This is a genomic window from Microcoleus sp. Aus8_D2, assembly GCF_036702665.1.
Classification (GTDB): domain Bacteria; phylum Cyanobacteriota; class Cyanobacteriia; order Cyanobacteriales; family Microcoleaceae; genus Microcoleus.
The window spans coordinates 156,736-177,088 of sequence record NZ_JAUBUN010000003.1 but is presented as its reverse complement, the minus strand read 5'-3'; the positions used below and the strand labels follow the sequence as shown (position 1 = coordinate 177,088).

Annotated in this window: 13 protein-coding genes; 6 read left to right on the top strand and 7 right to left on the bottom strand. The window is 43.6% G+C overall.

Going from position 1 to position 20,353, the window contains the following annotated elements; genetic code table 11:
- Nucleotides 1-57: 57 nt before the first annotated feature.
- Nucleotides 58-1,401 carry a hybrid sensor histidine kinase/response regulator gene (locus tag QUB64_RS03880; protein WP_333267802.1) on the top strand — a complete coding sequence of 448 codons (1,344 nt, stop codon included), beginning with the start codon at nucleotides 58-60 and terminating at the stop codon, nucleotides 1,399-1,401.
- A 308-nt stretch (nucleotides 1,402-1,709) separates the two neighbouring features.
- Here the strand turns inward: QUB64_RS03880 and QUB64_RS03875 are convergent, their stop codons facing one another.
- Complete coding sequence (locus QUB64_RS03875; protein WP_333267689.1) at nucleotides 1,710-2,249, bottom strand: GIY-YIG nuclease family protein; 540 nt, start codon at nucleotides 2,247-2,249, stop codon at nucleotides 1,710-1,712.
- A gap of 84 nt (nucleotides 2,250-2,333) precedes the next feature.
- On the opposite strand from QUB64_RS03875, the gene QUB64_RS03870 reads away from it, so the two are divergent.
- Nucleotides 2,334-2,510, top strand: coding sequence for a hypothetical protein (locus tag QUB64_RS03870; RefSeq protein ID WP_333325205.1), 177 nt, complete (start codon nucleotides 2,334-2,336; stop codon nucleotides 2,508-2,510).
- On the opposite strand, the gene QUB64_RS03865 is transcribed toward QUB64_RS03870, so the two are convergent.
- The 3 genes from QUB64_RS03865 to QUB64_RS03855 form a co-directional block, all read right to left on the bottom strand.
- Complete coding sequence (locus tag QUB64_RS03865) at nucleotides 2,507-2,833, bottom strand: hypothetical protein (RefSeq protein ID WP_333267684.1); 327 nt, start codon at nucleotides 2,831-2,833, stop codon at nucleotides 2,507-2,509. The two genes, QUB64_RS03870 and QUB64_RS03865, sit on opposite strands and share 4 nt — an antisense overlap.
- Nucleotides 2,834-2,912: 79 nt before the next feature.
- Nucleotides 2,913-4,160, bottom strand: a complete 1,248-nt coding sequence (locus QUB64_RS03860) for a hybrid sensor histidine kinase/response regulator (protein WP_333267683.1) — start codon at nucleotides 4,158-4,160, stop codon at nucleotides 2,913-2,915.
- A gap of 229 nt (nucleotides 4,161-4,389) precedes the next feature.
- Nucleotides 4,390-10,380, bottom strand: a complete 5,991-nt coding sequence (locus tag QUB64_RS03855) for a protein kinase domain-containing protein (RefSeq protein ID WP_333267681.1) — start codon at nucleotides 10,378-10,380, stop codon at nucleotides 4,390-4,392.
- Nucleotides 10,381-10,463: 83 nt separating this feature from the next.
- Between QUB64_RS03855 and QUB64_RS03850 the strand changes: the two genes are divergently transcribed.
- Complete coding sequence (locus QUB64_RS03850; protein ID WP_333267679.1) at nucleotides 10,464-11,261, top strand: hypothetical protein; 798 nt, start codon at nucleotides 10,464-10,466, stop codon at nucleotides 11,259-11,261.
- A 343-nt stretch (nucleotides 11,262-11,604) separates the two neighbouring features.
- On the opposite strand, the gene QUB64_RS03845 is transcribed toward QUB64_RS03850, so the two are convergent.
- On the bottom strand, nucleotides 11,605-12,444 hold the full coding sequence (locus QUB64_RS03845) for a sulfite exporter TauE/SafE family protein (RefSeq protein ID WP_333267677.1): 840 nt from the start codon (nucleotides 12,442-12,444) through the stop codon (nucleotides 11,605-11,607).
- Between the two features lie 109 nt (nucleotides 12,445-12,553).
- On the bottom strand, nucleotides 12,554-13,396 hold the full coding sequence (locus QUB64_RS03840; RefSeq protein WP_333267675.1) for a pentapeptide repeat-containing protein: 843 nt from the start codon (nucleotides 13,394-13,396) through the stop codon (nucleotides 12,554-12,556).
- 615 nt (nucleotides 13,397-14,011) lie between these two features.
- Here QUB64_RS03840 and ilvD point away from each other — a divergent pair.
- From ilvD to QUB64_RS03825, 3 genes are all read left to right on the top strand, one after another.
- Nucleotides 14,012-15,697, top strand: a complete 1,686-nt coding sequence (gene ilvD / locus QUB64_RS03835) for a dihydroxy-acid dehydratase (RefSeq protein ID WP_333267673.1) — start codon at nucleotides 14,012-14,014, stop codon at nucleotides 15,695-15,697.
- Between the two features lie 436 nt (nucleotides 15,698-16,133).
- Entirely contained in the window at nucleotides 16,134-17,144 is a 1,011-nt protein-coding gene (locus QUB64_RS03830; protein WP_333267671.1) for an AAA family ATPase, read from the top strand.
- 19 nt (nucleotides 17,145-17,163) lie between these two features.
- Nucleotides 17,164-19,650 (top strand): S8 family peptidase, encoded by a 2,487-nt coding sequence (locus tag QUB64_RS03825; RefSeq protein ID WP_333267669.1) that lies wholly within the window; start codon nucleotides 17,164-17,166, stop codon nucleotides 19,648-19,650.
- A 155-nt stretch (nucleotides 19,651-19,805) separates the two neighbouring features.
- Here the strand turns inward: QUB64_RS03825 and QUB64_RS03820 are convergent, their stop codons facing one another.
- Nucleotides 19,806-20,333 (bottom strand): hypothetical protein, encoded by a 528-nt coding sequence (locus tag QUB64_RS03820; RefSeq protein WP_333267667.1) that lies wholly within the window; start codon nucleotides 20,331-20,333, stop codon nucleotides 19,806-19,808.
- Nucleotides 20,334-20,353 lie beyond the last annotated feature (20 nt).

Genomic DNA, 20,353 nt, shown 5'->3' with positions numbered 1-20,353 from the left:
ACTAACAACTAATTACCAATGACTAATGACCAATGACTAATGACTTCTTCTAAAGATATGAATAACGAAGCAACTCCCCTGTTAAAAGGGAATATTTTAATTGTTGACGATGTTCCGAATAATTTGCACCTTTTAGCTAAAATACTCTCGAAGCAAGGCTACAAAACACGCACCGCACCCGACGGGCAACTAGCTCTAAGGTCGATCGAGTTAACTCCTCCTGACTTGATTTTGCTGGACATCATGATGCCCGATCTCGACGGTTACAAAGTCTGCCTAGCATTGAAAGCTTCTCCCACAACCAAACACATTCCCGTTATTTTTATCAGTGCTTTGAATGAAGCGTTAGATAAAGTCAAAGCCTTTGAAGTTGGCGGTGTAGACTATATCACAAAACCGTTTCAGGAACAAGAAGTTTTGGCCCGCGTCTCCAATCAACTGATGCAGCGCCAGTTGTTCCAGCAAACACAATCCTACGCCCAGCAACTCGAACAAACTGTCACTGAACTCAAGAAGACTCAAGCTCAGTTAATACAGAAGGAAAAAATGGCTTCTTTAGGTCAACTAGCGGCAGGAATTGCTCACGAAATTAACAATCCGGTCAACTTTATATACGGCAATATTGCTATGGCGGGGGACTATGCACGAGATTTGCTTCGCCTCGTCAAATTGTACCGACATTACTACCCGCACCCGGTGGCAGAAATTGTCGGCGAATTGGACAAAATTCAACCCGACTTCATCGCAGATGATTATCCAAAACTGCTGCATTCGATGAAAGATGGTGCTTCTCGGATTAGCGAGATTGTGCTGTCTTTTCGCAACTTCTCCCGCCTGGGCGAAGAAAAGTACAAGCCCGTGGATATTCATGAAGGCATTGACAATACTTTAGTTATTTTGCAACACCGGCTCAAGGGAGCAAACAATGGCCGTGAGATTGAGGTGATCAAATACTACAGTCAACTGCCAAAAGTCACCTGTTACGCCAGTCAGTTAAATCAGGTGTTCATGAACCTGCTCACTAATGCTATTGATGCCGTGGAAACTCAACCGTCTCCCCGAAAAATTACGATCAGCACTTCAGTAAGTTCTGAGTCAGAACTTGCGCTGCACAATCCAGATTCAAAATTTGTAACTCAAAACTATGAATCCGTGGTGATTCTAATTGCCGATAACGGTTGTGGGATGAGCGAGGAAGTGCGCCACCAGATATTTGACCCATTTTTTACTACGAAGCCTGTGGGCCGCGGTACTGGATTGGGTTTGGCCATCAGTCACGATATTGTAGTGGAAAAACATGGAGGTCAAATCAGTTGTATTTCTGATCCAGACAGAGGGACAGAGTTTATTTTGCAGATTCCGATATCTGTTCAATGTGACTTATTAAATGTTAACATTTAAAGATGAAATATCTTAGGGAAACGGCACTACCTTTCGTGGTATCAACTTAAGTTCAAACGTACTCACAGACTACTGTCTGGCGATTAGGCCAGCTCCCCCCTAACCCCCCTTAACAAGGGGGGAACCGGAATTGATCGAAGTCCCCCAACAATCAGGGGGATGCGAGGGGGATCTAGACTCGGCTGTGAACCAGATATAAAAGGCTTTCAGTCTTAAGTTGATACTCCTTGGGAATTGCCGTTTCCCCGCAGGAATTGCGGGGGGGGGAATTGGCGTTTCCTCGCGGTTCGCAGTCAGGATTATTGTAGTTACTTTAAATCCAGCAATCCGCTAGTTTTTAGCTTAGGATTAAACCGGATTTCTTCAGTTACACCACGAGATTTGAGCAGCGCTAAAATTTCATTTTCTACGCGGCGAGCTACATTTTTCAACAATTTATCTTTGGCAAGTTCATCGGCGACGATACCTTCATAATTTGCCACTTCTTGCGCAGTCATCACAGTTTTGGTGTCAATAGGATCGTTCCACTTGGTGGCATCCGCACCGTTGCCCTGGGGCTGCGCACCGTTTTCGGCAATCCAACTCGATCGGATGCTTTCTAGTATAGTGCGGCTGGGCTTCTCGATAGTTTGGACTTTCAGCCAGTAGCAATGTTCGGGTTGGCGTACTAAATGCTGTTTGAGGCTGAGGTAAGTATCGCGAGAATAGCCGACAAATTGCAGCACTTTCTCGCTGTCAAAAATCGCGTAAACGCCAATTTTTCCCTGGAAAAATTCGGGCAATTTTCCCTCGGAGTCAATGTAAGGAATGAATTCTAAGCTGGTGAGAGGGTGAATGTCTTCTGTCATTGTTTGTTTGAATTATCTATCGTTAGTTTTCCTGACGTTTTCCTGATTTTTAAGTAAATCTACTTGATTGAAGGTAAAACACGGATGGCTAAAAAGCTTGCTGTGTATTTTTTCTTGCTTCTGTCAAGCGGTCAACTGCTTTCCTGTCAACTGCTTTCCTGTCAACTGCTTTCCTGTCAACTGCTTTCCTGTCAACTGTCAACTGCTTTCCTGTCAACTGCCAACTGCCAACTGCCAACTGTCAAGCGGCCAATTAACTAATTCTTGAAAACGCGATAAACGGCACAGAGGCGGCTGGGTTTAAATATTTTGGCTTGAAACATGAAATTAGGCGGGACGTTGACGATCGCAAAATCGCTCGATTCGTGATACTTTTCAAATTCCGCAGGCATTCCCTTTGGCGTCTCGCTGCTGTAAGGTACCGGCTGAAAAAGCAATTCTGTAAACTCCAGGCGCGAGCACTGCAATTGCAATGCTATTTGTTGCAGAAAGCTGTCACCAGTTAATAAACTCATCAGTACAGCTTTAGCCTCTGGTTCGAGGACAAAACTGCTGTCGTAGCTTTCGATAATCTTCAGACCCATTTGCTGTATCTCTGACAATTGACCTATCCTAAATTTTACCTTGCTGCGGCGCGATCGAGCTTGCGGTCGATCGACTGCTTCATACCGGCAGGGCGATGGTAAACTCCGTACCCTCTCCCAACACCGAATCGCAACTCAAACTCCCCCCATGCAGTTCTTCTACTATTTTACGACTGATGGATAATCCTAAACCAGTACCCTTTCCTAAAGGTTTAGTTGTGAATAAATGGTCAAAAATTTGCGGTTTCACATTTTGGGAAATCCCACCAGCGTTATCTTTAATTTTAACCGCATTTTGATTGCTTTCCGAGTTTAGAGTAGTAATCGTAATGACATATTCTTTGGCTGGTTTTGCCGCCAACATAAACCTTTTATTTTCTTCTTCACAAGCATCTATAGCATTAGCAAGCAAATTCATAAACACTTGATTTAATTTTCCAGAAAAGCAGTCTATTCGCGGCAGTTCTCCATAATTTTTGACTATTTTAATTCCCGCAGAATCATTGCTATATTTGAGGCGGTAGTGTAAAATCACCAAGGTACTATCGATACCTTGATGGATATCGCACAAGACCTTAGAAAGGGGAACATCGTAGGAAAAAACTTGCAGCGACCTGCCCAGATGAATCAGCCTATCTGCGCTTAAACTTATTCCCGAAATCATGTTCAGTAAATTATTTAAAATATTTTCTATCCTGAGCTTTTCAGCTTCGGTGTCGATTTCCCCTAGAGACGCAGTTTTTTCTCCGTCTTGTTGTACGTAATCCATCAAATCCTGCACCATGAGACTCAACAGACTAGAATAGCCGGAAATACAGGTAACAGGGTTATTGATTTCGTGACCGACTCCAGCAACTAATTGACCGAGAGTTGCCATTTTTTCCTGGTGTATGAGTTGCAACTGTGTCTGTTGCAACTGAGCGATATTTTCTCGAATTTCTTTGACATATTTCAGAGTTTTGTCGATCGTAATTGATAAATCTTCAAAATTAATCGGCTTGGTCAGGAAGTCAAAAGCACCAGCATTCATGGCTTTCCTAATATTGTTCATATCCCCGTAGGCTGACAGCACTACTGCTTTGAGGTTGGGGTATACTTCGCCCATTTTTCCCAGCAAAGTCAGCCCATCCATCTCTGGCATATTGATATCAGTAAGTACCATATCTATATCTCTAGCGCGATTTTTTGACAATATTTCTAACGCTTCATTGCCGTTGTGAGCAAAAACAAATTCAAGTTCTTTGGCATGGATTTGTTTCCTAAATCGCATTTTTAGCAGTCGCTCTAACTCTACTTCATCATCCACAACTAAAATTTGTGCTGGCATCGTCTTAACTCTCCTAAACTTCTACAAGTTCCCTGGACTTATTCAATAAGGTCGATCCCCTTAGGAGGTGTTTTCTCTCCCCAGAGATCCCCCCTAGCCCCCCGATCGAAGGGGGGAACTGGAGCCTTCTCAAAGTCCCCCTTTTTACCCCCTTGGGGGGGCTGGGGGGGGTGGGGATTTAGGGGGATCTAGACTTCAATACAAACGAAAGAGACAGAGGGTTTTTGTCTTAAGACGACCATTTTTGCGGCAACCGGATGATAAATTCGGTATAAACTCCCGGTTCAGTTTCTACCTGCAAAGTGCCGCCGTGCTGTCCCACAATAATATCATGAGTTAGCGACAATCCCAAACCCGTTCGTTCTCCAGCCGGCTTGGTGGTAAAAAAGGGATTAAAAATTTTATCCAGGATTTCCGCTGGAATCCCTTTACCGTTGTCGCGGATGCGGATCTGGGCAACATTACCTAGATTTTGTGTTTTTATACACAATTGGCTGGTAAATATTTGTGGCTGGCTATCGGCTGGCGATTCGAGATATTTCTGTTGCTCGCAAACAGCATAGCAGGCATTATCGATCAGGTTGATGAAGGCACGACTGAGATCTCCGGCTACCACATCCCATGTACCGAGAGTTCGATCGTAGTCTTTGCAGATAATGGCATTAAATCGATCGTCACTGGCTCGCCTGCTCTGATACGCCAAATCCACAGCTTGGTCTAGCAAAGCGTTGAGATCCGCTCTTTGCCGATGACCGCTATCGATCCGCGCGTGCTGCATCATACTGTGAATAATAGTATCAGCTCTTTGACCGTGTTCGTGAATCGCTGTCGCATTGTCTTTAATATCTGTCAGCATTTCTTTAATGTAGTCCCGAGTATCTGCATCTAAATGTTCCGAATTGCTCTCAATTTCTGCTAAAAGCTCTTCGGTTAACTCTACGGATAGTTCCGCATAGTTATTGACAAAGTTGAGGGGATTTCTGAGTTCGTGGGCTACTCCAGCAGTCAACATACCGAGAGAAGAAAGTTTCTCTTGAGCGATCATTTGTTTTTGGGCTGCTTGTAAAGCGGCAGTTCTTTCTTCTACTTTCTCTTCTAAAGTTTGGGAATAATCTTCAAGTTGTTGGTTTGCTGATGCTAAATCGTAGTTAACCTTCGAGAGTTCTTCCAAATACTTTTCTCTTTCAGCTTCGTGTTTTTTGCGTTCTGTGATGTCAGAAAAAGCAGCGCTCGCATAAGCGACGTTTCCGGCTTCATCATAGATGGGAGTTGCCAAAACTTCAATGGGAATATTTTTGCCACCCTGTCGAATTTCCATATCATCAATTTTGGTATTTAGCCCCTGCAAAGCTTTAGGCATAGGAGCGCGATCGTTAGGATAAATTTGGTCTGTTCCTGCGAGATAAGCTTGATAAACTTCGTGTAATTCGTCTAAATTAGATGTATAAACAATTCCTTTGCCGAGAATTTGTTTGCCAACTTCATTGGCATAGTATGGTATGCCGCGTTGATTGATGACGAACACTCCCACCGGTATCGCATCAAAAAATTGCCTCAGTTGGCTCTCGCTGGCGCGCACTTGTGCGTAAAGTTGAGCGTTGATAATCGCGATCGCAGCTTGCGAAACCAAAACGTTTAACACTTCTACCCTTTCTGTGGTAAAAGCCCCTACCGTCAGATTGTTTTCTAGGTAAATAATTCCTTGCAGTTGCGATTGATACAGAATCGGTACGCAAAGAATCGATCGGGTTTGATTTTTGTTAATATACGTATCTGCATTGAACGGTTCGGCAATTGTCGCATCATTTAAAATCAGATTTTCTTGACTGTGGAAGACATAATTAACAACAGATATCGGTAAATCTTGACTTTTTTCCACAGAAATTGATTGCAACACGCTCGCGACCTTCTCCGTCGCATTTCCCACAGCTTCAATATATAATTTTTCATCTTTTTGTAGCAGCAGTAAGGCTTTCTGAGCGCCAGCATTTTCTAGTAATATTTCGATCAGCTTGCTCAACAAATTTTCTAGGACAATCTCGCTGGAAATCGTCTGAGAAAATTTAATAAAAGAAGCTAAATCTAAAGCAGAGCTAAAATCGATACTGCTACTGCTTCCCGTATCATTGCGGAAGACATCTTGGATGGCGATTTCTGGGCTGTGGGTTTGCGACTCTAAAAAATCGTAGCGAGATTCTAAATCTTTAACTTTAGCGAGAGCTCCCCAGCGAATGTAAGCGTAGTAAGCGTCAGTCAAATAAACTTTAGCTATCTTCTCTTTACCGCAGGACAAATAAAACTGTCCGGCGAGCTCGTTGGCTAATGCTTCTTCGTGAATGTGTCCCTGTGCTTTTGCTCCAGCAATCGCCGAGTCATAATATTCCATTACCCCCAAATAATTTAACACGCGCGCTTTTTCTGCTGATACCAAGTCGTATTTGTGCTGAAAATTTTTCGGTGCGTGAGATACCCATTTTTGCATCTGTTTTTGATTGGCTTCGACTTTTTGGAGAGATGCTTTTTGGGCGCTCTTACTTTGGGAAGAATAGTTAGCTAGCAGCGCTAAAGAATGATATAAATTGTGTTCTGCCACATAAATCATTGCTAATGCTGCATCTAGTAACTCAATCGATTTGTCGGCTTCTATAATTGCTGATTCGTAATCTTTAAATAAATAAAATAACCTGGATTTAAACAGATGAAATAAAAATATTACCATTCGGTAATTTGCTTTTAGCAACACTGGTAGCATCGTCTCTTCACTGAAGCTACTGCCAGTTAAAATGCAATTATTTTCAGATTTTGCTGCTAAATTTAATACAGTTTGCCTGCAAACTCTCAAATAAAAAATTCCAAATTCTAGTTTGAAGTTATCAATTAAAAGTTCATAATGTGTCGTTTTATTTTCCACTTCTTGCAGATTTTCTCCGCTCAAAAACGAATGAATACAAAATTCAGCAATACCGTAATTCGTATACTCAATATTCCCGGCTTTTAACCCAGTTTTAATTGCTACCGTCAACTTGATGACAGATTGACGCAGCGGTTCTTTCCAAGGCTGGATGTGACTGCAAAAAACTTTATATACTTCACACTCGATCGGAGCACCGGGGAATTTTTCTAAAAGCTGCAAAGATAATTTGCCAAATTCATAACCTGCTTCAGTATCGTCAAATACAGAAGAACACAGTAGCAAACCGTAGAGGCAATAGCCGTAACTTGAGGATGGAGCATTGCCGTAATTAACTGCTAAATTTACCAGTGATAAAATCAACGGCCCTAGCAATTGTGGCATGGCAAAATAAACTGGTGGCAGGATACTAATTAAGATATTAGTTGCTGCTAGTTTAGTGGGATATTCCATCAGTGGCAAATCGACCAATTTAGCAATTTTGCTGGTTTCAAACGTCAATTGCGATCGCAAATCCTGCGACATATTGCTAATACCCTCTGCATCCGTTGGCAAATCAGTACCCAATATTGTCAGAATTTCGAGGCCGCTATCTATACCTGCTGTAAAATCACCTTGCATGGTATAAAACTGAATTTTTTTAGTATAAATTTTTACGCTATCCAGGAGGGTTTTTGCTTGGGCGATCGCAATATCGATCAAAACTTTAGCTTGCTGGTAATTAGTGTTTAAATATTCAGCTTCCATAGTTGCGACATACAGAGCAAGTGTCAGCTCGTAATCGCTAATCCAGCTATCTTCTGCCAGCAATCCCAATCCTGCATTTAAATACTTGACAGCAGTTTCATAAGCATTGGCGGATTTAGCTTTTTCACCTGCAATTAAATTTAACTCAGCTAACTTTAGTTTCATGGCATCATCGCTTAGCAAATCAGCACCAATATTTAAATGATTGACTATTTCAAAAATATTTTCTTCTATTTCGGCTGCGGTAGGAGCTGCGCCCCCTTCCCCGCCCTTGCTCAACAGAAGTTGACCGATTTTTAAGTGGGTTTGTTGTTTGTCAAATTCAGGAATCATGGAATATGCAGCTTGCTGCACTCTGTCATGCAAAAACTTGTACTTCACCCCGGAAATTTTAGATTGTATAGTAAAAAATTGAGATTGTGTTATTTGCTGGTTTTCTAGTCTTTCATCGCTGTCTAATACTTCTTCAAAAACCACCGGCATTTTATAATCCTGGTTTAGGGGTAGGAGCAACCCTATTTGCAAAGCGGCATCGAGTTGATGGGCGATCGCGCTGGGGGATTGTTCGCTGACAATTGATAAAACATTCAGGGTAAACTTATCCCCAATACAAGCAGCTAATTTTAAGGCAGACTGGGTAGATTCCGGGAGTTTTTGAAGCCTTCTCACTACCAATTCCACCACAGTGCGATCGGCAATTCCTACTCCCTGAATTTCTGATAAACTCCACTTCCAGCCCCCTTTTATCCCTGCCAGGCCCGACTGATTTAAGGAATTAAAATCAAATCGCAATAAATTTTCTTGATAAAGTCCTTGGAGGAGTTGCGTTATAAAAAATGGATTACCTGCCGTGTTGTGCAAGATTAAATTCGCTAAAGCTGCTACTCCTTCTGCATCATTTAATGTATCAGCCATTAACTGATTTATGCGATCTAAATCTAAAGGTTCCAGCACAATATTATCAACTTTAGTGCGTGTTTTTTCAATTTCAGCTATTGTCTGCATCAAAGGATGTATCGGGCTGACTTCGTTGTCTCGATCAGCTCCCACAAATAACAAATATTCACTTTCTGGATCTGTCACCAGTAATTCCATTAACTTTAAAGTTGCTGAATCTGCCCACTGCAAGTCATCCAAAAAAATCACTAAAGGATGCTCCTTTTGAGTGAAGACGCGGATAAATGCTTTGAATACCAGATTGAAGCGATTTTGCGATTCGCTGGGGTTGCTCGGGACGCGATTTATCGCTTCTGTACTAGATGGCTGTTTGCCGATAATTAATTCGACTTCGGGAATTAAGTCGGCAATTATTTGTCTGTTAGATTCTAAAGCGGTCAGAATTTTACTGCGCCACTCCTGGATTTGAGCGGTAGATTCCGTCAGTATTTGACGCATCAACGAGCCTAAAGCTTGACTGAATGAGGCATAGGGAATGTTGCGTTTGAATTGATCGAATTTGCCCCAGACAAAATAACCTTTGAGGCGGGTTATGGGTTTGTTGATTTCATTGACAAGGGCAGATTTCCCGATTCCAGAATAACCCGAGACTAAAATCAGAGGGGTGGCTTTATTGGCTTTTTGGTTGGCTCGATCGGATGTTTTTGAACCCGTCGCTATTAGTTCAAAAGCTGCTAATAGTTGCTTGACTTGTTGTTCTATACCGTACAGTTTTTGCGGCATCAATAATTGACTGAGGACATCGAAGCGGCCGGGGATGAAATCACTAATTGTACCAGGATTTTGTAAAGTATTCAGACAGATTTCTAAATCTGCTAAAATTCCGGCGGCACATTGATATCTATCTTCGGCATTTTTTGCCATCAATTTCCGTACAATTTCCGAAATAGCTGTGGGAATCTCCGGGTTTAATTGCTGCAACGGTATGGGTTCCCTGGCGATGTGATCGTAAACTATTTCTAAGGGGTCGTTGCTGTCAAATGGCAGTTGTCCTGTGAGTATTTCATAACAGGTAACGCCGTGAGAGTAAAAGTCGGTGCGGTAGTCGAGGGTGCGATTCATTCTCCCGGTTTGTTCGGGAGACATATAGGCGAGAGTGCCTTCAATGCAGTTGGGGTTGTTGAAGAGCGGGTTTTCTTTGGTGAGGCGGGAAGCGATGCCGAAGTCGGTGAGTTTAACTATATTTGTTTGGGGATTGATGATGATATTGCTGGGCTTAATATCTTTGTGAACGATCTGGTTTTGATGCAGGTAATCTAAGGCTTGGGTGACTTGAATTGCCACACTCAAAAATTGATAAATGTCTAGTTTTTTTGCGCGTAGGAATAGATTGAGAGACTTGCCGCCAATGTCTTCTAACAGCAGCGCAATCCGATGGTGGAAATTTTCTATACTCAGGAATTTAATAATCTGGGGATGGTTTAAGTTTTGGCGAATTAGATATTCGTGCTTGAGGCGGGTAATTGCTTGGAGAGTGGGATATTCAGCTTTTAGGAGTTTGAGAATCGTTAACTCTTGTCTGTCGGGAGTGTGTCCCCGATAGACTATGGTTTCGATACCTTCGTGCAAAGTCGAGTGAATTTCGTATTTTGATAATGTCTGCATATTAATTTTAAATTTTGTGTCGCTTTATTTGCCGATCGCTTTTATCATAAGCCTATTGAAATATACCAGACTACTAAAAGGTTATGCAGAAAATCGACGACGCATCATTCCCCACGATGAGAAGTTCTCAAAACCAGCCAGAATGGCTGGAATTGGCAGAATATGCCTCTATTGCCGGTTCGGCTATTGGCACGATTGTCGCGGGATTGTCAGGGCAAATTATCTACGCTGCCGCTCCCTTAACAGCCGCATTATCGCTGAATTTTGTCAATCGCCAACGTTTTGAACAAAAAATGCAACAAAAGGCAAATTCGGCGATCGCGGAGGTACAGGCCGCAGTAGAAGGTCGATCGCAGCAAGTTCAGAGACTACCTGGAGAACTTGCCCAACTCGACACCACCGTCTCCGACTTGCAGCAGAAACTCCGCATTTTGGAATCGGGCGCCATCGCCGACGTACAAGCTGCGGTAGCCTCTCTCGAACGCCAAGCCCAAGCGCTGCCTGCTGATTCTCAGGAACTCTACACCATCCTGTCGGATTTGCAGCAAAAACTGCGCATTTTGGAAAATAGCGCCCTCAGAGAGCATGATTGGGAAAATGTCAACGTCCGATTTTTGTTGATGGACGAAAGGTTAACTGAGGTGAGAACTATTACAGCTCAGTTGCAGGAGCGATCGAACGAAGTAGACTTCGATCAAATCCAAGGTTCTCTGAAGCAATTGCAGGATTTGCTCGATCGACCGACAATAAACACAGGGATGCTGCAAACCGAGATTCAGCATTTGCAGCAGCAAGTTTCCGAGTTGCAGCGGCAAAATCAAGAAATTGTCAAGCCTTATTTGCAGCGCCTGACTCGCGCCGTCAAGCAACTTAGTCATTAGTCATTAGTCAGTTGTTAGTTGTTAGTTGTTAGTTGTCAGTCAGCAGTCATTCCATTACAACTAAGTAGTAGGGACACCGCAATGCCTTTCGTAGTGACAACTTAATCCGAAATACTGCTCTGGCCCCAAATACCGCCAGGGGTTTAAACCCCTGGCTAATAGCAAAAGTCCTCGCTCAAGAGGACTGAATAATAATTCATTAGTCCTCTTGAGCGAGGACTTCAGCTCCATCGGCAGGGGTTTAAACCCCTGCCGGACTGAGGGTGTTGCCTTAAATTGACACTACGAAAGGCAATGCCGTTTCCCTACGGAGAGCTAATAACTAATAACTCATAACTAATGACTAATGACTAAATTTTTGCCAAGCTTGCCAGAAAACATAAATCGATAATACTGCCAAGAGCGATCGAAAAGCTAAACTAATAGTGCGATCGGGCAATCTCGGCAAAAACCGGGTGCTGATTTGGGCGCCCAACAAACCGCCGCCGCCCAGAATCAACCCCACAACCCACAAAACATTCCCGCGCGCCGCGTGTCCCGCCGTCGCCGAAATTGCCGTAATCACGATGACGCCCAAACTTGTTTGAATAGCGGTTTTAATGCTTTCCCCTAACAGCAAAATTTGCAGGGGAACCATAATTACGCCACCGCCTACGCCGAACAAACCCGCTAATAAACCCGCCGCACTGCCGGTAGCAATTTTAGCAAAAGTTGGATTGAATAAAATACTTGAATTATTTGGGGATTGGGAATTGGGAATTGGGAATTGGGAATTGGGAATTGAGCCTGATTCTTCCCCTTCCTTTTTCTTGGCTGTTAGGCGCTTGCGAACTTCAATTAAATAAATATTCAGCCACAACAACAACCCAAAAGTAACTAACAGCAAGTAAGGCGGAAATATCCCCGCCAAATAAGCACCGATTTGTGCTGTGATGACGGCGGGAAATCCGATACCTGCGACTTGACTAAAGCTGAGGTAGCCCATGCGCCAATTCTGGATGCTGCCAGAAATAGCTGTAATGACGATCGACAAACCGCTAGTAGCAACCGCTTGCACCGGGGCATACTTGAGAGCCACCAGCAAAGGCACCAGCACCGTACCGCCGCCGATACCCAAAAAACCAGCTAGAATTCCGGCAAAAAGTCCGGCCGCACTCAGAATCAATAATTCGCTGACAGTCATTAGTTAATTGTTATTAGTTATTAGTTATTTGTTATTTGTTATTTGTTACTCGCTTGGGCTGCTAATAACCAATAACGAATAACTAATAACATTAGTCAACAGTCAACTTTTAAGATTCATTAGTTGTGCCGTCCGGCATAATTGCCCGCCTCAAATCTGCATCGCGGAAGTTAGTTCGATTGAGATTAGCATCAATCAAAACAGCTTCCACCAAAACAGCCCCGCTCAAATTAGACCAGCACAGCTTAGCCCGGTACAAATTAGCACCGCTCAAGTTAGCACCGCGCAGCGTTGACCAACTGACATTGGCAACTCTCAAATTAGCATTGCTCAGGTTAGCTTCGCTGAGATTAGCTCCAACCATCGTTACCTGGCGCAAGTCTGCACCAGTCAGGTTGGCCCCGCTCAGCATCGCTCCGCTGAGAATTGCCTGAGTCAGATTAGCTCTTTCTAAAATCGACTCGCTGAGGATAGCATTTGTCAGGTTTACGGCTTTGAGAGTTGACCAACTCAAATTGGCCTTCATCAAATTAGTGCGAATCATGCTAGCTTCCGTTAAGTTGGCCGCAAACAAATTCGCTTCGGTAAAGTTGGCTTCAGTCAAATTAGCTTCCGTCAAATTTGCTTTGGTCATGTTGACTTCTCTCGCCATTGAGCCGCGCAGGTTGGCTCCCACCAGGTTAGCCCCGCTGAGATTGGCGCGGCTCAAATCGGTACCGATGAGATTTGCTTCGCTGAGGTTGGCTTCCGTCATGTCCACCCCAGCCAATTTCACCTCGCGCAAGTTCGCTCCCGTCAGGTTAGCGCCTTTGAGGTTTGCATCTTGGAAGTTGGCCCTAGTAAAGTTAGCCTCGCTGAGGTTTACCCCTTTTAAGTCGGCCCCGGCGAGGTTAATCTCTCGAAAAATTCTTTCTCCGGCCGCATATTGCCTCAGAATTCGATCGGCCTCCATGTCATTAGCCTCGCAATTTTTGTTTCAAACGTTAGAGTGATGGGTTTTACCACACACATCATCCCAGATAAGCACGGTATTCAACCTGCACAGTATAGTATCTGTATAATTTTTGCACTCTGCTGTCCTGACACTGCTGTGCGGCTCCCGAATCAAAGGCCTGACAAATATCAACGCTTCTGAGAAAATCAAAAATAGCGTAAAACTATCGGCACTGGGCAGTCAGTCAGTCGATTTTAGATTTTAGATTTTAGATTTTAGATTTACTCCACAGATTAATCTGGGAGCTGGAACTTTGGTCTAAAATTTGGGATCTCCACGATGATTGTCGGGGGCTTGTATCCATTTGTGTGGAGTCAACAGCCAGCAGCAAAGACAGGACTAAGGCCCAAAAATGTTTGACGCGCGCATTATAGCGGTAAGGTTCTTATGGCGCACCTTACTAAATATATAGGTTCTGCGTCCAGGACTGAAAGAAAAACAGACAACACAACAACAGACAACACAACAACTGACAACTGTCAACTGCCCACTGACAACTGTCAACTGACAACTGTCAACTGACAACTGCCCACTGACAACTGCCCACTGACAACAGACAAAGGAAATTTTAAAATGCCTGAAAATTTGAGAAGCCAAGCTGTGACTGGGGGCGTGCAGCGCGCACCCAACCGAGCAATGCTGCGCGCCGTCGGTTTTGGCGACGGCGATTTCACTAAACCCATTGTGGGGATTGCTAACGGGTACAGCACGATTACGCCCTGCAATATGGGATTGAACGACCTCGCTTTGCGGGCTGTTGCGGGTGCAAAAGAAGCAGGCGCGATGCCGCAGATGTTCGGTACGATTACTATCAGCGACGGAATCTCGATGGGAACCGAAGGGATGAAATATTCTCTGGTGTCGAGAGATGTGATTGCTGATTCGATTGAAACTGTTTGCAACGGCCAAAGTATGGACGGGTTGCTGGCTGTGGGCGGCTGCGACAAAAATATGCCCGGAGCGATGATTGCGATCGCCCGCATGAACATTCCTGCTATTTTTGTCTACGGTGGCACGATCAAACCGGGACACCACAACGAACGCGATTTAACTGTTGTCAGCGTTTTTGAAGCAGTCGGTCAATTCAGCGCCGGCAAAATTGACGAAACAGAGCTCACCGCAGTGGAACAAAAAGCTTGTCCCGGTGCCGGTGCCTGCGGCGGAATGTACACCGCCAATACGATGTCGAGCGCTTTTGAAGCGATGGGCATGAGTTTGCTCTATTCTTCGACAATGGCTGCTGAGGATGCCGAAAAAGCTGACAGCGCGGCCGAATCTGCCAAAGTTGTGGTGGAAGCGATTCGCAAACAGTTGTTACCGAGCCAGATTTTAACTCGCAAAGCCTTTGAAAATGCGATCGCGGTAATTATGGCGATCGGCGGTTCAACCAACGCCGTGCTACACTTATTGGCGATTTCAAATGCGATCGGCGTAGAGTTATCCCTCGACGATTTTGAAACAATTAGAGCCAAAGTACCCGTATTGTGCGACCTCAAACCAAGCGGCAAATACGTAGCCGTCGATTTGCACAAAGCCGGCGGCATTCCTCTAATCATGAAAATGCTTTTGGAACGCGGTTTATTGCACGGTGACGCCCTGACAATTACGGGTCAAACAATTGCCGAAGTGCTAGCAGATATTCCTGCCGAACCGCGCGCAGATCAAGATGTCATCCGCCCTTGGAACAACCCGATGTACGCCCAAGGACATTTAGCAATTCTGAGGGGAAATCTGGCAACAGAAGGATCAGTTGCTAAAATTACAGGCGTTAAAAACCCCCAAATCACCGGCCCAGCCCGCGTCTTTGAATCCGAAGAAAATTGTTTGGCTGCAATCTTGGCTGGCAAAATTCAAGCCGGAGACGTGATAGTCATCCGCTACGAAGGGCCAAAAGGCGGGCCGGGAATGCGCGAAATGCTAGCACCAACTTCGGCAATAATTGGTGCAGGTTTAGGCGATTCTGTCGGGTTAATTACTGACGGCCGCTTTTCTGGCGGAACCTACGGCATGGTTGTGGGTCACGTCGCACCGGAGGCGCAAGTTGGCGGCACCATTGGTCTGGTAAATGAGGGCGATTCGATTACGATTGATGCTAACAATCGGTTGTTGCAGCTCAATGTTGACGATGCAGAATTAGAGAAGCGGCGCGCTCTTTGGCAAGCTCCTAAACCCCGCTATACTAAGGGCGTTTTGGCTAAATACGCTAAGTTGGTTTCTTCTAGCAGTGTTGGTGCTGTGACTGATTTAGGCTTGGGTTGAAGAGGAAAGACTGTTTTTAACCGCAGATGAACGCAGATAAACGCAGATGAAATTCCATCTGCGTTTATCTGTGTTCATCTGCTCAGATCTGCGGTTAAAAAATTCCAATCTAACTAATGGGCTACAATCGGTATTTCATCAATGAACCATCAAAAGTCTGTCGAATCTTTATAATTAGTTAGTTAGTGTATTTTAAAACCCTTGAGTTGATTTTATTCAAATATTTTTTTTGCGCACAAACAAGATATATGGTAAAGCAATAAAATAGTTCACAATAAAAATCTAATCTAGCTATAAATAGAAAATTTTAATTGCTATGAAAGTAGATATTTAAGCTCTACAATAAATGGATATACTATATTTAAATGTTGACTTTTTAGGAAATATGCAGTATATTTAATTAAGGTATATAAACTGTTTAACTCCTATTCTAAGTATGGCGCGTGGCGAAACCCTCAGAAAACTCTTCAAAAGCTTCTCTCATAACGAGAGAGAAGGGTTTTTGGCTGCCGCTAGGGAAATTATTGAAGAAGAAAGAAATAAAAATCACCTCTTACTTGCTAGAGACTTGGAAAAGCTGCTTCAAAACGGCAATGGATACATCAAACCCCTAGCTGCTAACCCGACTCCCTGGAACCAATTTCCTGAGCCTCCTAAAGACAAGGATACTGGACTTGCCTTGCTTGAGGTCAAACAATTTGACCTTACTTGGGATCGCATCGTACTGAGTAAAAAAAATTTTGATGTCCTGCAAGAAATCGTCCTCGAAAATCGTAAACAAGATATCCTTGCAGCCTATAACCTCAAGCCCAAAAGCAAATTACTTTTTTGTGGCCCACCAGGATGTGGTAAAACTCAAACTGCAAAAATCCTATCTAGCACCTTGGGGTTGCCGCTTGTTTATGTGAACCTAACAGCGGTATTCTCTTCTTACTTGGGTCAAACTGCAACCAACCTTCAGAAAATTTTCACATACATTGAGAAGGGTGAGTGGGTTGTTTTGTTCGATGAGTTTGATGCTATAGCCCGCGATCGCGATAACTTAAATGAACATGGTGAAGTAAAGCGGCTAGTTAATAGCTTGTTACAGTTGATCGATAATGTGACCAATCAAAGTATATTCGTTGCTGCGACAAATCACGAGAAACTACTAGATAGTGCCGTTTGGCGACGATTTGATGAAGTTATTTTCTTCGATAATCCAACGGTTGAACTGCGGACGGCGCTTTTAAGTCACTATCTGTCTGCGATCCGTTATACTGCTATTAATCTATCTACCTTTGCCGAGCGGCTGGAAAATGCTACTGGAGCAGATATCGAACGGATCTGCTCTGATGCAATTAAAGCCGTGGTTCTGCGAGGAGAACGTACCCTGACTGCTGATGATTTAGAGGTGGCAATTGGGCGTTTTCTCGAAAGGCAAAATGTAATAGCAAACTCAAAATAATTATTTACGTCTAATCCTAATGGTAAGTCAGTTCGATCACCTGCAATTGCCGAGAATAATAAACATTGAATCACCTCGACGCTCGGCTCGTGGTTTTGGTGGTAAAAAACGTACTGATGTTACTGCACACGGTAAAAAACTATTAGGTCAAATCTCTAGCTTGATTGAGCCTATTCAGCAAAATGCTAGCCCCTTCCGTCTGGATCCAAAATTAATTTTTAAGATTAAAGTTGCTAAACAAGGCTATTTATCAGAAGACTTGGTGACTCAAGCAGAACTAAATTTACTAGCTTTGGAACCCAATAAAGCTATTGTTGTCTTTTCATCGGACAATCAGCTAACTGAATTCAAGAGACGGTTAGAAAATTACAGTCAAATTCAAGATGGCCCAAAGTATGAATACTTAGGAGCGATTGATGAGCTAGTTCCCCTCGAACGTGAAGATCGTATTGGTCGTTTGTTGGAGCTAAAGCCTGTACAATTAGGTGAACTTGCCGCCTTAGATTTGGAACTTTGGCACACAGGCGATCGCACAGAGATGCGAAAGTATTTAGATGATATCGCCGAAGTGCTAGAGAGCTTACCCAGCGATACTGCTCCTATGAGAATGAGCGATCGCTACATAGGTGAATATCTGTGTATTGCTCGAATTAAAGTCACCCACGAAGTTTTAGAGCTTTTGCTGGAAGAGACAATGGTTAAAGAAGTCGATCGCCCTCCCCAACCTGCGTTTGAAACAAATGCTGATTATAATCTGCCAATTTCTGATTTTCCCGAAGTTGTTGCCCCACCTGAAGATAATTGTGGCATTCTGGTTATTGATTCTGGTGTACAGCGCGGTCATCCTTTAATTGCTCCGGTGTTGGGTGACACTGAAGTATTCCCAGATGCGAAAAGGGAATTCATAAGAGGTGGCTCTGATGATGTAAATGGACATGGTACTAATGTTGCTGGAATTGCTATCTATGGGAATGTTGAAAACTGCATTAAACAGCGTTCATTCGATCCAACTGCTTGGCTATTTTCTGCCCGCGTGACAAACGAAAAAAATGAATATGATGAAGACCTCCTCGTAGAAACTCAACTCGATCAAGCCATTCGAGCTTTTGTTGAAAATTATCCCAATTGCAAAGTAATCAATATCTCGTTAGGTAACGCTGACCAGATTTACCGAGATGGGCTGAAGCAGTTTCGATTAGCAGCCAAAATAGATGAAGTTGCTTATTACTACCAAGATAAAAATATTATTTTTGTGATTTCAGCAGGAAATGCTTTTTATGAAGAGGCTAAATCAGACGAGCAACTACGGACTGATTACCCAAATTATCTGCTAAACAAAAGCGCTCGAATTATCGATCCAGCTACTTCAGCAATTGCCATAACCGTAGGTTCCTTATCATTGGGTCGCGGTAGTATTACAGAACCTTCTGATGTTCGTCGTCAGGCGATCGCAAAACTATCAGGATACCCCTCTCCGTTTACTAGAACTGGTTTTGGGGTTGATGGAATGATTAAGCCTGATCTTGTAGATTTTGGCGGAGATTTGGTATTAGATCTTAGTTATCGAGAAAGCCTGAATTTACCTAAAAGCACTGTATTGCCAGATAATGTAGCTGGTGTTTCTGTTGTGACTCTATCGAAAAATTTGAAAATTTCTTTATTTCAAATATGTAGTGGTACAAGCTTTGCGGCTCCTCGTGTTGCTAACCTTGCTGCTCAACTTTTCACAAAATATCCAGATGCCAGTTCTAATCTCATTCGGGCGCTTATTGTCAACTCGGCGATTCTTCCTAAAGAAATTCCGCCAGAATTTGAATGTAACAAGAAGCAGTCTCAAAGTGAAAATACAAAACAAATTAGAAAGCAGTTAGCCATCTATGGTTACGGACAGGCTGACTTAGAACGTGCAATGTATTCTGCTGAAAACTACGTTGTTCTATCAGAAGATAATATTTGGCTCAAAGTAGGATATTTTCATCTTTACGAAATTCCCCAGTTGCCACCTGATTTTTTTAAAGTAAAAGGCACTCGTAGATTGTCAATTACCTTGGCATTTGATCCGCCAACTCGCCCAACTCGTGGAGATTCATATCTAGGAGTCACAATGGAATTTGACCTTTTTAAAGGAATTGAGTGTGAAATTGTTAGGACGGCTTATGAATCTGCTAGCAAGACGAGTTCTCCTGATGAGTCCACCGATAATACAAAAGGAAAGTTAAAGGCAAAACATGGGGCTGGGATTGAAGTTAAATTGTCTCCAAGCTCCATTATTCGGAAGAAAGGAACAGTGCAAAGGGGGCAAGTAGAAATTTTTCCCAAGTCTACAAAATATGATGAAGGGCCGATGACTCTGATTGTTAGTTGTAATCGTAAATGGGCAAAATTAGATGAAATTGAAATGCAGCGTTATGCGTTAGTTGCTTGCATTAGCCATTCCGCTCCTGAAGTTGATTTATATAATCGTATGCAAATCCAAATTTCCCAGAGAGAAAGAGTAAGAGTTTAACTGATGATGGGGAGTCGCAGTCACCCCACTAAAACAGTATAAGATACAGAAATTACACCTTAATTTGTGTTAATGATGTGAGCAGACTTTCCATCATGTCAAACTCCGCAAAAGAGCGATCGCCCGCCAATCTCTCTCTCCCAAATTTAACGCAATTAGCGCTGATTCAAAAAGCGGCTAGCCATCGACATGGCGTCAGTAATATCTACGTCGCCGTCTCCATCTCCATCTAAAAACGCATTTAAAACGGGATTTGCGCCCTGGGCTGGATTTTGGGCGTTGCCGCCGGATTGCAGCAGGTTGAGGACGATCGGCACTAACACAGGTATCATCGCTTGGATTGTAGCGTTATTCAAGCCGGTTCTTTGGGCGATATCGGCTACTATCTGGGTCAGTTGGCCGGCCCCAAACAAACTCTGAACAGCTTGCAGATTGGGACTTGTGCCGCTAAATTGGTTGACAACTTCTTGGGCTTGTGCGTCTCCAGATTGCGATCGCACGTCTTGTAATGCCGATCGCACGTATCCGCCCAAAACCGACATCGCTAGCTGAGTCGTCCCCGCATCGACGCCCTGGTTGCCGCTCAACTGCTCTACCGCACCCAGAATGTTGCCCAACTGATTGGGACTGGCTTGTTGGTTGGGATTGTCGATCGCGCTCAAAATTTGGTCAAAGAGTCCCATAATTTTCGCTCCTAGCTGTA